Consider the following 16360-nt stretch of genomic DNA (forward strand, 5'->3'; position numbering starts at 1 on the left):
TTTTTATAATTAAAAGCCAACATTAACACCAAATAAGAAAGTTCTAGCTTGTGGGTAGGTTCCATAATCTACTCCCATTGATGGACCATTTGCACCATATTGATTTACTTCTGGATCAAAACCTGAATAATCAGTAAACGTTAAAAGGTTATATCCCGTTGCAAAAATGTTTACTTTGCTCATTCTCATTCTGCCTAAAGTTAATTTACCTAAGCTATAAGAAAGCGTTGCTGATTTAAGTCTTAAATAAGAACCATCTTCAACAAAACGGCTTGATGTTCTGGTATTGTCTGAATTGCTTTTTAGGGCTTTTGGAATGTCGGTAACTTGACCTGGAGTAGTCCATCTTCTCAATACAGCCGCTGATTGATTTTTCGAATCATTTAAGCTTTCTAGATCTATACGAGAAGCATTAAAAACATCATTGCCTTGTACGCCTTGGAAGAAGAATGAGAAACCAAAATTTCCAAAAGTCATACTGTTGTTAATGCCATAAGTAAATTTAGGTTGAGCAGAACCAATAAATGTACGGTCATCAGCAGTTATACCAGGAACGCCATCTATATCTGCATAATCAATCATACCAGTTGCTGGATTTACCCCGTTAGAAACATAGCCATAAAAACTACCCAATGGTCTTCCTTCAACAATTCTAACAGCCGCAGTACGCTCGTAAATACCGGCAAAATCTAATGATTTAGTAGTAATACCTAAGCTTGTTACCTTATTTCTGTTTAGTGAGAAGTTTAAATCGGTGTTCCAAGTAAATTTATCTTTTATAAAATTTTTGGTTGATAGTACAAACTCAAAACCTTTATTTTCCATTGCACCAACATTTAGGGATTGTGCACCTAAACCAGATGATGGAGGCAATTGTACGCTAACTAATAAATCTGTTGTTTTTTTGATGTAGGCATCAGCAGTGAATGTTAATCTGCTGTTAAACATGGTTAAGTCTAAACCAATATTAGTTTGTGTAGTTTTTTCCCAAGTTAAATTCTCATTGGCAGGCTGAGAAAGGCCATAACCACCTTGTGCATTAATCTGATATAATTTTAAATAGGCATAATCTCCAATACCTTCATCATTACCAACTTGACCCCAGCTACCTCTTAATTTCAAGTCGTTAATTGTTTTGCTGTCTTTCATAAAGTTCTCAGCAGAAATTCTCCATCCAGCAGAAACAGAAGGGAAATAACCAAATCTGTTACCCTTTTTAAAACGAGATGAACCATCTGCTCTAAAGTTAGATGACAGTAAATATTTGCCATCGTATGAATAACTTACACGACCTAAGTAAGATCTTTTAGACCATTGTGCTCTAGATGGTGGGCCTACAGCAGCAACAGCTGTTCCATCATTTAGCAATGCGTTAGTTGTTGGATCGGTAAATTTGGTAATCTCATAATTACTATAGGTCCAGTCAGATTCTTGAAGAGTATATCCTGCAGTTGCAGAAAAATCATGTTTACCTACTTTTTTAGCATAGCTTAAAATATTCTCATTTAACCATACATGATCTTTAGTATCATTATACCTAAACAATCCTTTTTGTGCTCTACCATAATCTGTAGAATAAGGATCTATAAAATAGTTATAATGGTTTGTGCTTGAGTTAGTACTGATACTAGATTTGAATGAAAGGTCTTTAGTGAATTTAATTTCACCAGCAAAAGCACCTATAAATCTTAGGTTTCTGTTGGCATTGATGCCAGCAAATGCATTAGCAATTGGGTTTTCCCAACCACCCGCATTTGGGTTACCTGCGTAAGTTCCGTTAGGTAAATAGATCCCAATGTTTGGAGGGGTAGTTAATGCAGATAAAATAGTTCCACCTCTTGCAACACCAGCATTATCACTAACGTCTCTAGATTTGCCAGAAGTTAAAACAGCATTACCATATATCTTTAACCATTTGGTTAAGTTTTGCGAACCATTGAAGTTTAAAGTATAACGATCTAATTTAGCAGGAGCAACGATACCTTTATCTTGTTGGTAACCAGAAGAGAAGTAATATTGGCCACCTTTAATACCGCCAGATAAAGAAACTTGATAATTTTGTTGAGTTCCAGTACCAAAAGTTAAATCTTGCCAATCTGTGTTTGCAGCTCCATCTGTAGCATAACCACCTAGTTCAGTTAATAAAGCAACGTATTGCTCTTTATTTAACACATCTTGAGTTTGCCATAGGTTAGAAAATCCAGTAAATGCATTTAAGCCTACTTTTAGTTGACCAGAAATACCTTTTTTAGTAGTAATTAGGACCACACCATTAGCACCACTCGAACCATAAATTGCAGCTGCAGATGCATCTTTCAAAATGGTCATTGTTTCTACATCGGCAGGATTTACAAAACTAGCATCTCTAGAAGTAATTCCATCAATTACATATAAAGGACTGTTGGATGCGGTGATAGAAGTATTACCACGAATACTTACTGCTACACCAGCACCTGGTTTACCAGATTGTGAAATGATTTGAACCCCCGCTGCCTTACCTTGTATAGCTTGCAAAGGATTAGTTACTGGCTGATTTTCTATGTCTTTAGCAGAAACAGAAACAACCGCTGTTGTTAAATCTTTTTTAACCTGAGTACCATAACCAACTACAACTACTTCATTCAGTTGGTTGTTGTCTTCGGACATGGTTACGTAAATTGAAGTTCTATTATTTACGGCTTCTTCTATAGATTTAAAACCCATAAATGAAAAGGTAAGCGTAGCATTAGCAGGTGCTTTAAGTGTAAAAGTACCATTGGCAGCTGTTGATGCTCCTAAGTTGGTGCCCTTAACTTGAACAGATGCACCAGGAATAGGTAAGCCTTGTTGGTCTTTTACCTGACCACTTACCGTGATATCTTGTGCCATGGCAAAACCCATTCCGCAGCAGAGCAATACAATAAATAGGGTAAATTTTTTTCTCATGATTTTTTGGTTAGTATACAATTAAATTTAGTTGGGATAAAGTTAAGGCCATTTATAGCCAATATCCAAGAGAATTGATAAAAATATTTTTTATAACTATCTGATAATTAATATATTATGAATATTTCGATACGCTACAATACCCTAAATTGAAAACTCGTTTAGTGCTGATATACAGCACATAAGCTATGCTTTTTGTAGTCGTTTAGCTATAGACCCGATACGCTTCAGTACCCTTTATTTTTATTTGTAAAAACAAGGTATTTTTAACCTTAAAATGAGCTAAATAATCTTGATTACTGCTGTTGGCTCAAGATTTAATCTAGAACAAGTAGACTCCAGCCGTTTTTATTGGCTTTTTTTAGGCTTGATTTACGTTCTTCCATTACTGTCTTAATGCGGGTGCCATAAGTCCAACAGGTACTTTGTCTAATATTTAATAATTCTGAAAGCTTATGCGAGGAGATTTTTCCCTTTGTAGAATAGATCAGAAAAATCATGTAGAATGCTTTATTAATAGGAATACGGGTATTATGGAAGATGGTGTAGGTGGTAACAGATTCTTCATATGCACATTTGCTACACCGCCTACTATAAGAAATATGCCCAGTATAAAAGTGTGTGTTTTTGCATTTACGGCAGGTATAACCATTTTGCCATTTTAGTTCGGCTAAAAAAGCATTACAGCTTTCCTTATCAGGATAAATTTTACTGAACTCTTCAAAATCTACATCAGCAGACATTACACGATCTCTAGTTACTTTTTCTACATTAACCTGTAGCTCATGGTTATCTTGCTCAAGTAGAACATTCATTCTAGAAATTTCTTCGGCCTGTTGTTTTAATTGGTCGTTGGCTTTTAGCAACTCTTCATTTTGTGCCTCAATGATAATTGATTTATGGAAAACCTCTTTGGTACGTTGTTCTACCTGTTTTTCTAATTCTTGATTTAAGCTGTCTTTTAATTTAACATTAACAGCCATTTGTTGAATAATTTGCCTTTGTGCTTTGTCTTTTTTCTTTTTAAGGATACGAACTTTATCACCTATGGCAAATGATAAAAACACCATTTCTAGCACAAAACAAAAGCTTAAACTATAATAGGTGATGATGCCAAAGTTGAGCCATTCTAAACCTAGCATTATCAAAAACTTTAAGGTAAAGCCAAAAAATAGAAAGCTGTAGCCTAATACAAAAAACCTTGCAGGTTGGTACCCTCTTTTAAAAATGTAAATTCCAGTAAAAAACGCGACAGAGAGTGGAATGAACTCTAAAAATTTATAGCTGAAAAGGTTTTGATCAAATAGTAGGCTATAAATGAAAAATGCACTTCTGGCAATAATGATTCCAATGATTAATTTATTGAGACGTGGTGCTTTAGCTTTTACAAAAAGGAGTTCTCGGGTAAAGAGCAAAGCAAAAATGCTGGTGCCATACAGAAAAAAAGCATAGGCAATTTGATTCCATGCAGGAGAGTTTGGCCAGAGGTACTGATAAGCAATGCCATCTGAGCTCATCTCGAAAAATCCTACACTTAAATTATACAATACATAAAAAAGGTATTGTTTTTGGCGCATGGCGATAAACATGATCAGGTTGTAAAAGCTGAAGACCAAAATCATCCCATAAAAAACACCAAAATAAAAGTACTCGTCTAAGGCATAAGAAATAAACCAATTTACCGAACGTAAAACAATTATTGCGTCAGAAATTTGAGAAGAACGAAGCTTGAAATAATAAGTTTGAACTTTGTCATTGTTGTTATCTAAATAGATTTCGAAGTTTTTATGATGGAGATTACGCTTTTCAAAACCAAATTGATCTCCCAGTTCCTTTATTTCATAGCTACCATTACTTTTTGGAATATAAGCTGTGATATGATCTATAGTTTGATCGAAAAATTCTAATAGAAACCTATTTTTAGCTAAACTATTGTGTTTAATCTTAATGCGAAACCAATAACTGGTATTTAGCTCTTTAGTTTGAGGGGTACTCGCAGGACTAGGAATAAATTTTTTATCAAATGCGGCACTGCTCACTTCTTTAAAGGAAAATTGGTCACTTGCATCTTTTAAAAACTCAATTTCGCTGAAATTAAATATATGTTGGTCTACTTCATCCTGAACAGCGACAATCTTTTGTGCATTTGAAGTATAGCTTATTATACATAGGATGAATAATATATATGTTATTTTCAAAAGAGACTTGATCATTCTTTAGCTAACAGTTTAGGGGATACAAAGGTAAACATAAGCTTTAAACTTTATTTCGTAAGTTGAGTGAAATAAGTGAACATGTTTGAGGGTATGCCAATTTTTAAGACCTACATATAGCAAACTTGATTTATCACTTTGCTAATAACCTTCTATGGTAGTTGATTTGCCCTAGATGATAGGTTAAATGTGTAGTTAAATGGATGAGAAAAAAACCAATTGAGGCTTTGCTTTCAAAAACAAGTACGGGATATTCTCTACTTAAATCTTCATCGCTGATCAAGCTTAATGATTTATCAACCACTTTAATGGTCTGGTCGATCATCATTAACAATTCTGATTTAGGAATGTCTTTTAAAGAAAATTCTAGTTCTCTATTCCTAATATAACCAGATTTTCCAAGTTCTGCTCCAATGTAAGTATTTAGGTTTCCTATCAAGTGTAAACACAAATTACCAGCAGAATTTTTAATATCCCCACTTATTTTCCAAAGTTGAGCTTCATCTTGATAGGCGGCTATTTCTATTTTTAATCTATTGAGGTCTCTATTGAAAATGGTTTTTAGGTTTTCGGTTATCATATCTTGTTTTTCTTTAATGCTAAATAATAATCGCGTTCTGGTTTATCAAATTTTTCTATCGCATTGCGAAGTAAAACCCTTGGCATTGTTGCCGCATATTTAGCCAAGAAAGTTGTTAATTGATCCTTGTTTTTGTCGCCTGCGAAACGTAACATCCATCCCGTAGCCTTATGAATCAAATCTTCTTGGTCATTTAACAACATTTCAGCAATTTGGAAAGTATCATTTAAATCATTTTTCCTGATGAAATAACAAGTACTTAAAATTGCTGTACGTCTTTCCCAGATATTTTTTGAGGTTGCTAATTTGTATAAAATTGTTCTATCCTTATCAAATAAATATAAGCCTGTCATATACAAACAGCCCAAATCTACCAAGTCCCAATTGTTAATTCGATCATGGCGGCGCATATAAAGTTCAAAAAATTCTGCCAACCTTACTGGGTTAATTTTTTTATCTCGTGCGGCTTTATCCATAATACTCATAGCACCAGTTCGAGCTTCGTGAATCGGACTTTCTAATAATAACTCGATTTCTTCAATTGGCATTTGATTGCATTGTTTGGCCAATTCGAAAATGAAACCCATTTTTACGCCAATAAATTCGTCGCCAAAGCCATAATCTCCTTCTTCTGATTTAAAATAGCGAAGAATCTTTCTCAACTCTTCATTAGATTGATTCGCTTTTAAGATTTCAATAAAAGATTTGGCGGTTAATTCCATCTTATTCTTTAAAAACTCATCAGTAAAATGTTGTTTGTGTTTTGGGTGAGTAAATTTCTCATCATTAAAAGTTTTGGAATCTCCTTTTGGGATAGAAAGCGATTTCCAGTTTTGATTACAGAGCATTTTGCCCAAAAACACGATTTGCCCAACATGGTAAGGATAGTGGGCCAATTGTCTATTTATTGCTTCGGCAACTGTATGTCCTTGATTTCGGATATAGATCTCTTTTGCTAAGTCTTCGCTTGTTAGCGAAGTTATTGCGTTAAATAAACATTGCCAACCTGAATCCCATTTTTCTAAAAGTTCTTCTTTGCTGCCAATGTCATTTTTAAATTCTTCATCTCTATTGCGCCATTCTTTTTCGCCGTCAGTAGTTAAAAAATTGGTCCAACGAGAAAGCATATTGCCCCAAAGGTGTTTTACAACCATTGCGATGCTATTGCTCTCTTCGTTAAATTGCCAAAATAACTGCTCTTCGTTTAGTTGAGCAAAGGTTTTATCGCCGAGCATTTTGTAATATTCAAACTGCTTTTTAACGCTTTCTAGGTAATCATTGGTCATTGTAATTTGTTTATTCATCAACACGAATGATAGTTCCATTTTCTATAGCTTCATCTTGGTCTATCGCAAATATCTGTTGTCCGACAGTTGTTGCATTAGCTAATGAATTTGTAGCCTTAAGTTCTAAAAACCTGTCAATTGAGGCAAAGCTTTCTTTATCACTTTGGCGTATTTTCGCCTGCATCTCTGTATCTACAACGCCAGGATAAATGGCAATGATTTTAGTGCCATTTATTACGCTGTCCTGTTCAAGTGCAACTGTTTTTGTCATCATGTCTATTGCTGCTTTCGTAGCGCAATAAACTGTCCAGCCGTAATAAGGTTTTGGGCGGCACCAGAAGAGATGTTGATGATATGTTTTTCACATGCCCAATCTTTCGTTAAACTAATCCATATTGAAGTTAATATTAAAGGTGCAACGGTGTTCAATTGAACAGATGCCTCAATGTCTTTTATATCCTCAATCCTTCCAATTTGCCCTAATGTTCCGGCATTATTGATAAGTGTTATTTGCTGTAAATCTTGCTGTTTAATATCGTCAAAAATGCCCGACAGTAAATCTCTAATTCCATCAGTTTTACTAAGGTCAAATTCAACCTGTTTAACGTTTTTAAAAGTTTCGTTTTTAGTTCTGGCAATTGAGAAAATCTGATAGCCATGGCTTTGGTAAGTTTCAATTATTCCTTTGCCTATTCCCTTACTTCCACCAGTGATGATAAGTATTTTACTCATTATCAAATGTAATGATTATCAATATACTGTTTAGCTTGTTCTTGCGTTAGCGCAGAAAAATCGCGATATCGAAAATGTACATCTATAATTTCCTCAAGTGCTTGGCTAACAAGTTTTTTATTCTCCCAATTTTTAAGACTTGAAATTACTGTTGCCAAGCATCCTTTTTTATAAGCAATTTGACCAATTACATGCACCAAGGTATTTCTAACCCTTGCTGTTTTGTCATATTGTAATTCTTTTAGTAAAGGTAATATGTCTTGTGGGTATTTGCGACCCCTAAGCTCAATGCCGTGGCAAATTTCTCTTCTAACTTCTTTATCTGAATGATGGAGGTATTGCCTTGCCCAATCTAATACAGAAGTTGGATTTACCTCGCCCATTTTTTTAATGCAACCAATTACAGCATTTCTTGGAGAATGGTGTTTGTCAAATAAGCCTTCATCAAAAAATGATTTTACGGTTTCGAAATCATTTTTACCAATTTCTCCGGCTGCATTAATAACAGTTTGTCTTATTTTAAAATCGTTATGCTGCAAGAGCGTTTTTAATGTTGCAATAATTTTCGTTTTTAAAGAATCATCTGAGAAATAGAGTCTCCCACAACTTAAATAGGCAGATTTTCTGATGTATGTATCTTCGCTACTAAAATATTGGATAATTTGGTTTAATAAATTTTGTTCCAATTCTTGCCGAATATTGGTTTTTATATCTTCTACAAGATTTAGGCGTTCTGCTTTTGTTAAATCATAAAAAGCCATTTTAAATAAATTGAAATTTAACACATTCACTAAAAGGGGAGATTGTGTAAATAAGTTTTAATGATTTATCTATTTATTATCTCAATACCTTTTCAAAGCAAACGCTGTTTTCAACACCAATATATTGGCCATAATTTGGAATTGATTTATATCCAAGTTTCTGATACAATGAAATGGCATCAGCTTGTCTAATTCCCGTTTCTAGCATGCATTTTTCATAACCCATTTCTTTAGCCCAGCTTTCTAGTTCATTTAAAATTGTAGTAGCAACTCCTTTTTTTCTACCATCAGGTGAGGTATACATTCGTTTTACTTCCATAGCAGTTGGCGAAAGTTCTTTAATTGCTCCACAGCCTATTGGGTTATCATTTTCATAAGCCACTACAGCATGTTTTATTTTGTCAATTTTATTGAACTGCGCATAAAAAGCATGTTCATTCCCGTCTATTACAGCGAGGTAGGCATCTAAATCTTTAACAAGTGCAATAAAAGCTAAGTTATCTGAATCGGTTCTAATGGTATTGATCATGATGATGAAATTATATCATTCAATATTATGTTCTTTTTAAATTAAAGCATAATTATTCGATAATATATTTTTTTCATAACAATAAACTTTGACCGAAAGTAAGTGAATTGTGATCAGGGTCAAGTAAAGCAAATTCTTTTTGCCCCCAGGGTTTTACATGTAAATGGCCAGCGGTTGGTATATTTAATTTTTGAAGTAAAATCATATCATACCATTCCTCAATATGGTCAGTTCGGATATAAACTTGCCCATAGTTTTCTAGCGGATTAAGTTCTTTAAATTCAAAGAAGTGAATCTCTATATTTTCTTTTTGCACCATTAAGTATTCAGCATAGTCTGCAGAACCTAGTTCTTTAAAGCCAAGTTTATTGATATAAAAATCTTTCGTAATAGCTTTATTGCGCATGGGAAGTTTGGGGTTGATAGCAGTAAGCATGGGATATAATTAAAAAAGAGTTAGCCTTAAGAAAATGTTTCTTAAAGTTAACTCCTTTTGTTTGCTAATGCAATAGGTTTTTACAACATCATTCCGCCAGAAACCTCGATGCGTTGCCCGTTGATCCATCTTGCCTCGTCAGTACATAAAAAGGCAACAACACCACCAATATCATCTGGCAAACCAACGCGACCTAAAGCGGTAGCACTGGCGATATGGGCATTGATATCCTTATCATCTCTTGTTCGTCCACCACCAAAATCGGTCTCAATTGCTCCAGGAGCAACAACATTTGCCGCAATTCCTCTAAAACCTAGTTCTTTAGCTAAGTATCTTGTTAAACCTTCAACAGCACCTTTCATTGAACCATAAGCAGACGAGCCTGGGAATGAGAAACGTGCCAAACCCGACGAAATATTGATGATACGACCACCATCATTTAAAAAAGGTAGCGACTTCTGAGTTAAGAAAAATACACCCTTGTAATGAATATTTAGGGCAGTGTCAAATTGCTCTTCTGTTGTTTCAGCAAAAGGAGCGTACAAAGCTGTGCCAGCGTTGTTAATTAAGAAGTCGAAATTTGTACTTCCAGTGTTTTCTTTTAAATGTGAAGTTACTTGGTTAAGGAAACTATCAAATGATTTAATGTCCCCTGCATCAAGCTGAAGCGAAAGTGCCTTTTGTCCAAGAGATTCGATTTCTGCAACTACCTTATCAGCTTCAATTTTGTTGCTATGATAGGTAAGTACTACATCAATTCCTTTTTTGGCAAGAGCGATTGCCATATTTTTGCCTAGTCCGCGGCTACCACCGGTTACCAAAGCTATTTTGTTTCTTGTATTCATATCTTTATGTTTTTGATAAAACAAAGATCATACAATTTGAAGAGGAGCACTTGTAAACATCAATCCATTGTTTGCAAGAATCAAATATTGGTTTCTTAGGTGCTCAACAGGTTCAGAAAGGTAAACTGGATTGAAAATTTAAGTACGAAAGGTTAGGGGAGAAACCTTTGCTTGCTTTTTAAAGAAATTAGAAAAGTGAGCCACCTCTTCAAAACCTAACGTATAAGCAATTTCAGAGATGTTCCAATCAGTTTGTTTGAGGAGTATTTTTGCTTCTTGTGCAATGCGACTGCCGATGAAATCTGTTGTTGTTTTGCCGGAATGTTCTTTTAAAACTTTATTTAAGTGGTTAACATGGATGTTTAGTCGCTCTGCGTAATCTTTTGCAGTACGTAATATTAATTGTTGTCCTAATGCTGTAATTGGAAATTGACGCTCTAGTAATTCTACAAATAAACCCACAACTCTAGTGGTTGCATTGTGTGCTGTATATTGGGCAATATCAGGCTGTAATTTTTGTCCATAGTGAATCAATTCTAAAACATAATTTCGCAATAAATCATATTTAAACGCATAATTTGATGCCATTTCTTTGAACATCTTTTCAAATAGGTATTCTATTTCTTTCACTTGATTTTCATCTAGTTGAAAAACAGGATAGCCGCCAGCTTTAAATATAGGAAGGTTATCTAATACAATTCCACTTTGTGAAGAGGTTAAGAATTCATGAGAGAAGATACAGAAATAACCTGATTGCTCTTCATCTTGGGGAATGTAATGGTATGGTACTTTTGGTGAGGCAAATAACAAACCATTCTTTTTAATTTCGATAACCTTATCTGCGTATTCAGCCCGATTGTGCCCGTTAATTAAACTGATTTTATAATAAGTGCGCCTGTTATAAGGCATTGTCTTTGTTTCTTTTACCTTTTTTCTTACGCTTGCAATATTGAAAACATTGAAATGGCCAATGTCTTTGTTGATGCCTTCTGGTAAAATGGTTTCTAGCTCATTGTCAAAACCCATTTCTCTATAAAAATCTTTTAGTGAAGTGATTTCCATGATGGTTGCAAAATTCAAATCTAAGGAATTTTAGCTATTAATGAAATTCAGATCAGTAAGAAAAAATTTGGTTCTTAATTAATGCTTTCTACTAAGTAAAAAAGAAATTTAGAACTGGCAGGTATATTGCTATATATAAATTATGAATACATATAAAATTATTTTACCCGCTTTACTAATCGTTGCGGTTGCTGCATGTAGTCCTTCTACTCAAAATGCTAAAGAAGTTGTGGCAACAGATAGTGCTACTAATCAAATTGATACGGCACTGGTTACGAAAATATCAATTCCTGCTAATTTAAGCGTAGGAACTCCAATTGAAATGACCTTTACTGTGTACAATCCAACTGATTCTGTTAAAACATTTTGTAAATGGCATACTCCATTTGAGCCATTAATGAGTAAATACCTGGATGTAACTTCCGCTGAAGGAATAGAAGCAGCTTACAAAGGGCCAATGGCAAAAAGAATAATGCCACCTCCGACAGATAGTTACCTAAGCATTAAGCCAAAAGATAGCTTGTCTGTAAAAGTAGATTTAACAAAAGCTTATGATATAAAGGCGGGAAATTATACCGTTAAATATAATTCGGCAGGTATAAGTGGTTTGAAATTAACTGATAGTGTTCAGTTTGCTATTAAATAATAATCCTATTTAATTTTGTGTATGCTTTAAGGGGATTGAAACATGAAAGGTAGTGCCTTGGCCTAAATTGCTATCTACTGTTATGCTACCATGATTTTGAAGTATTAGATCTTTACATAGGGTTAAACCAATATGATATCCTTTTTCTCCAGCTGTACCAGTACTAATGGTATGGGATAAGTTGAAAAGATTTTCTTGGTCCTTGTTGCTAATTCCTGGTCCTGAATCGCTAATAGAGCATATCACTTTATCCTTATGTAATTTTGCCTCAAAAGTAATTTTATCGTCTAAATCACAAAATTTAATAGCATTAGAAAGCAAGTTTCTTACCACAGTATCAATCATATTAGAATCGGCAAAGGCTGTAATGTCTTTGTCAATTCTATTTTCTACTGTGAGTCCCTTTAACTTAATCTGTGAATCCATTAATTTGATGTTCTCACTTACAATGTCACTAATCTTAATTAATGAAGGTTTTACTACCATGCCATCTAATTGACTTTTAGACCATTCCAATAGATTATCTAAAAAATTTGCTGTAGAATAAATGGTATCCTCTAATTTGATTAATAATTCACTCAACTCTTTCTTATTTAAAACACCTGTATGGTACAATTCGAAAAGCGTTTTTAAGTTATTTAATGGACTTCTTAAATCGTGAGACACGATAGAGAAAAATTTATTCTTAACTGAATTTAGCTTCTCTAACTCTATGTTTTGTGTAGAAACAATATCCATATGTGTAGTGAGCTCTTCATTGACTTCGGCAATATGTTGTTTTTGGGCTTGCAACAAAAGATTAGTGGCCTTCTTTTCTAAGTTTCTCTTGTAATAAAGGGCAAGTAATATGGCCAAGAAAATCAATAGTATCGTGATAATGGAAATCACTGCAACATATTCAGAATTTTTAGCGGTGATGGTTTTGTTATCCTTTACTAAATTTTTATTATCAGAATTAATTCTATGGAGATCGCTGATGATTACATCTTTTGTAGTTTCATTGGTATTCAAACTATCGTTAATGGCTTTATAGGCGGCTTGGAAGATTAGTGCTTCATCAAATTTCTTTTGTGCTGAATTTATCTCTGCCAATAATTCTAATGCATCAGCAGTTAGCCCTTTTGAATTGCTCTCTTTAGCTCTTAACAAAGCTAAATTTGCTGTTTCTTCGGCTTTTTTATAATCTTTTAAACCCAATTGAGCATGAGATAGAGATATTAGCACCACACATTCATGGTATAAATTTTTTAATGCTCTATTGTTTTTTAGAGCTATTTCTAAATGTCTTAATGCTTTTTTGTAATTTTTTGCATCGATGTATGTCTGGCCAATTCCCCAATTGCTTAGCGCAATGCCATTCAAATCGCCAATCTTTTCTCTAATAGCTAAGCTCTGTTGGTAATATGCCAGTGATTGTTTAGGCTTACCCAGTTTTCTGTTCGAATTACCCAATGAAAAAAGAGCATTACCAAGACCAATTTCATCTTTAGGCGTTTCTTTAACATTTTCTAGCACTTGTTGGAAATAACTATCCGCAGTTTTGTACTCGCCCAAATCAAAATAAATAGATCCTAAATTGGTTATCATTTGATTAATAGGTTTTTTATTACCAAGTTTTTTATAAATATTTAAAGCCTCTTCATAACTTTTTACAGCTTCTTTTTTTCTATCTAATCGGTCATAGGCAAAACCAATATTTGCATGACTTCTTGCTATACCAACCACATAATTACTTTCTTTCGCTTTTTGAAAGCCTAAATTAAAATAATACAAAGCACTATCTAGATTACTTCTTATGCCATAGGAAATACCCATGTCTAGGTATGCACTTGCTACTAGAGAATCTATTCCATTTTTTTCGGCTAATAATTTATACTGGTTGGCATAATAGAATTTTTTTAGTGGATCAACTGCAGAGTAGGCTGTAGATAATTTTCTCATGATTTTGATCTGAGCAGTATCCGGACTGTTTTTATTCAGTTGACCAAGTAACTCATCTACCTTGGTAGTTTGGGCAATAGTTGTAATGCTAAGAAAAGATATAAAACAAAAGAGTGAGAACTCTTTAAGTCGTTTTATTAAATTGAGCATAATTGAGCGTTAATTAGGGTATGATGCTAATTGCAGAATACCCGATTAAAGTTAAGGATTTATGTTTAAATAAGTTTAGTTTTCATTCTTGCTTTTTAGCTAAAGATGCTAACGCACAAGGCTTACTTGACTTATATATTCATTTGTCATGCTGAGCCTGTCGAAGCACCTTTATTAAGGGCAACGCTCAGCCTTGCCTCGGCTCATGGGCGCCGAAAGCCCTAGTCCTTTTTTCTTGATGAAAAAAGTACCAAAAACATCAAGAAAGAACGATGCTTCCGCCCACAGGCCTACACATGGCCCGCCGTTCTTTCAGCCCTACGCTCTTTGGTGCAGTGGTGAATAGGAAGGGTTGAGGTTTTGAGGAAAGGTTTGGTTACCGTCATTGCGAGGGCGATATTTCATCGGCTGTGGCAATCTCCTTCTTGCTTTTATCATTTGTCATGCTGATCCTATCGAAGCATCTGTTATTTATAGTGCCAACGCTCGGGCTTGCCTCGGCTCATCGCCGCCGAAGGGCTCCTTCTTTATCCTTGATGATAAAGAAGCAAACAATCAAGAAAGAACGATGCTTCCGCCCACAGGCCTACGCATGGCCCGCCGTTCTTTCAGCCCCACGCTCCTTGGTGCAGTGGTGAATAGGAAGGGTTGAGGTTTTTGAGGAAAGGTTTGGTTACCGTCATTGCGAGGAGATATTTCATCGGCTTTGGCAATCTCCTTTGCTTTAGCTTCCTTGACTTACAATATTAAATTGCTATTGCTGAGCTTGTTGAAGTACTTTTTATATAATTCTAATGTTTAATCATCAAATCAATTAGATATCCTATTCCAAGAGCTAGCATACTAAAAGTTATCATGCCTATCATGTAGGCAGCAAAGGCTTTTACGTAACTCAATACTTTTTCAGCATTAAAAAACTGCCCAATTGCCCAAGTAGCGTAAATGTAAAAAATAATGCCAGAAGCTTGCATTACATTGATATGTGTTAAACCCCTAAAAAGTACTGCCAATGAAAATATTAACATGCCAATGCCCATCACAAAACACAGCAGGATAACGATTTCAAAAAAGTTATAACCACTTTTCCAAAAGAATAATTTTAACCAAAAACCAATTAAAAGACCTTCTAAGATATTTGAATAGCCATAGTTGCTATGTATCCAATTGTTAATTGCTTTTGTAGCAACCCCTTTACTGCCTTCTATTTTAATAAAACTATCATCTATATGAAAAAAGTGCGTGAGTAAGGTGTAAACCAAAGAAGTGATAATGATAAATATAACTGGTTTAACTAGCCTGCTTCGATCTGTAGAAATAAACTTCCTAATGTTTTGGCCTGGTCTAATTAACAGTTCTTTAATGGTATAAAAAATTCCTTTTTCGAAATGCAGTACATGCACAATTTCGTGTTGGATATAATGTCCATCAATCCTCTTTAGCTGTACAGGGTTTCCGCAGTTGGCACAGTAGTTTTGGATTACTTCACTGTTGCAATTTCCGCAAGTGGTTATTGTTTTGGTTAATTCTTCTATAGTTTGTGCTGAGCGTTGTTTCATCGGCTAAAGTTGTAAAGCAAATCTAGTAAATGATTTTTCTAAAGAAGCTGATGAAATAAATTTAACAAGAAGATAATTTAAAGGTGAAATAAAGATTTTTGTTTCTTGGATCGTTATCGAAGTAGGAATAGTCCTTTTTATTATCTAAATACCTTGTGCGAAGAGTTGTTACTGAACGCACAAGGTTTAGTTTTGATTTTATTCTTCTATTAATGGTGCATATTTAGCTCTGTTATCATAAATGATCCAAAGTAAAACAGCGGTAAATACTGCAGCAATAGGAAATCCGCTAGCATCCGTAACTGTATTTGTTAATAAAATACCAACCATTATAGGTACAATAATTAAAGCACCTAATGCCCTTGTTTTTGGGAAGATGATCAATAAGCCTCCTAAAATTTCAGCAACTGCAATTAATGGCATTAACCAAGTCACGGCCATCATCCCTGTCATCGCTTTCATCATGTCATCCGATATTTTGTCGGGCATGGGCATGTAATGGAAAAATTTGTCTAAGCCTGCATTGATAAAGAAAAGTCCAAATAATAGACTTAAAACGAATGTGATTTTCTGTTTCATGTATTTTTGATTTATAATTTAGGAATGGTTTTGTATTTAAAGCTAGTCAAAAATATACTAAAATCAATTCAAAATTGAGGTGCAGACGCGACAAGTTAAATGGGCATTTGAGATGGAAT

General features: G+C 34.4%; 13 protein-coding genes and 1 pseudogene. 1 reads left to right on the forward strand and 13 read right to left on the reverse strand.

What is annotated here, in order from left to right; translation table 11 throughout:
* Positions 1–9: 9 nt before the first annotated feature.
* The 10 genes and pseudogenes from FA048_RS17540 to FA048_RS17585 form a co-directional block, all read right to left on the reverse strand.
* A complete protein-coding gene (locus tag FA048_RS17540; protein ID WP_136843552.1) occupies positions 10–2925 on the reverse strand; it encodes a SusC/RagA family TonB-linked outer membrane protein in 2916 nt (971 codons plus the stop codon).
* 317 nt (positions 2926–3242) lie between these two features.
* Positions 3243–5138, reverse strand: a complete 1896-nt coding sequence (locus FA048_RS17545) for a 7TM diverse intracellular signaling domain-containing protein (RefSeq protein WP_136843554.1) — start codon at positions 5136–5138, stop codon at positions 3243–3245.
* A gap of 133 nt (positions 5139–5271) precedes the next feature.
* Entirely contained in the window at positions 5272–5718 is a 447-nt protein-coding gene (locus tag FA048_RS17550) for a DinB family protein (RefSeq protein WP_136843556.1), read from the reverse strand.
* Complete coding sequence (locus tag FA048_RS19955; RefSeq protein ID WP_225872573.1) at positions 5715–7043, reverse strand: DUF1572 family protein; 1329 nt, start codon at positions 7041–7043, stop codon at positions 5715–5717. Before FA048_RS19955 ends, FA048_RS17550 begins: the two co-directional genes overlap by 4 nt.
* Positions 7015–7736: pseudogene (locus FA048_RS20145) on the reverse strand (SDR family NAD(P)-dependent oxidoreductase). Before FA048_RS20145 ends, FA048_RS19955 begins: the two are co-directional and overlap by 29 nt.
* A gap of 2 nt (positions 7737–7738) precedes the next feature.
* The gene (locus tag FA048_RS17565; protein ID WP_136843558.1) at positions 7739–8497 is read right to left on the reverse strand and encodes a HEAT repeat domain-containing protein; all 759 of its coding nucleotides are present in this window, start codon (positions 8495–8497) and stop codon (positions 7739–7741) included.
* Between the two features lie 76 nt (positions 8498–8573).
* Complete coding sequence (locus FA048_RS17570; protein WP_136843560.1) at positions 8574–9026, reverse strand: GNAT family N-acetyltransferase; 453 nt, start codon at positions 9024–9026, stop codon at positions 8574–8576.
* Between the two features lie 73 nt (positions 9027–9099).
* On the reverse strand, positions 9100–9462 hold the full coding sequence (locus tag FA048_RS17575; RefSeq protein ID WP_136843562.1) for a bleomycin resistance protein: 363 nt from the start codon (positions 9460–9462) through the stop codon (positions 9100–9102).
* 80 nt (positions 9463–9542) lie between these two features.
* The gene (locus tag FA048_RS17580) at positions 9543–10307 is read right to left on the reverse strand and encodes an SDR family NAD(P)-dependent oxidoreductase (RefSeq protein ID WP_136843564.1); all 765 of its coding nucleotides are present in this window, start codon (positions 10305–10307) and stop codon (positions 9543–9545) included.
* A gap of 138 nt (positions 10308–10445) precedes the next feature.
* A complete protein-coding gene (locus FA048_RS17585; protein ID WP_225872574.1) occupies positions 10446–11387 on the reverse strand; it encodes a helix-turn-helix domain-containing protein in 942 nt (313 codons plus the stop codon).
* 124 nt (positions 11388–11511) lie between these two features.
* Here FA048_RS17585 and FA048_RS17590 point away from each other — a divergent pair, with 124 nt between their 5' ends.
* Positions 11512–12015 (forward strand): protease, encoded by a 504-nt coding sequence (locus tag FA048_RS17590; RefSeq protein WP_136843566.1) that lies wholly within the window; start codon positions 11512–11514, stop codon positions 12013–12015.
* Positions 12016–12024: 9 nt separating this feature from the next.
* Here FA048_RS17590 and FA048_RS17595 read toward each other — a convergent pair whose 3' ends face one another.
* From FA048_RS17595 to FA048_RS17605, 3 genes are all read right to left on the reverse strand, one after another.
* A complete protein-coding gene (locus FA048_RS17595) occupies positions 12025–14106 on the reverse strand; it encodes a tetratricopeptide repeat-containing sensor histidine kinase (RefSeq protein ID WP_136843568.1) in 2082 nt (693 codons plus the stop codon).
* 791 nt (positions 14107–14897) lie between these two features.
* Positions 14898–15662 (reverse strand): DUF3667 domain-containing protein, encoded by a 765-nt coding sequence (locus tag FA048_RS17600; RefSeq protein WP_136843570.1) that lies wholly within the window; start codon positions 15660–15662, stop codon positions 14898–14900.
* A 198-nt stretch (positions 15663–15860) separates the two neighbouring features.
* Positions 15861–16241 (reverse strand): DoxX family protein, encoded by a 381-nt coding sequence (locus tag FA048_RS17605; protein ID WP_136843572.1) that lies wholly within the window; start codon positions 16239–16241, stop codon positions 15861–15863.
* Between the last annotated feature and the right edge of the window lie 119 nt (positions 16242–16360).

Origin of the sequence: Pedobacter polaris (assembly GCF_005116505.1) — a bacterium.
In the GTDB taxonomy this organism is placed as follows: Bacteria; Bacteroidota; Bacteroidia; order Sphingobacteriales; family Sphingobacteriaceae; genus Pedobacter; species Pedobacter polaris.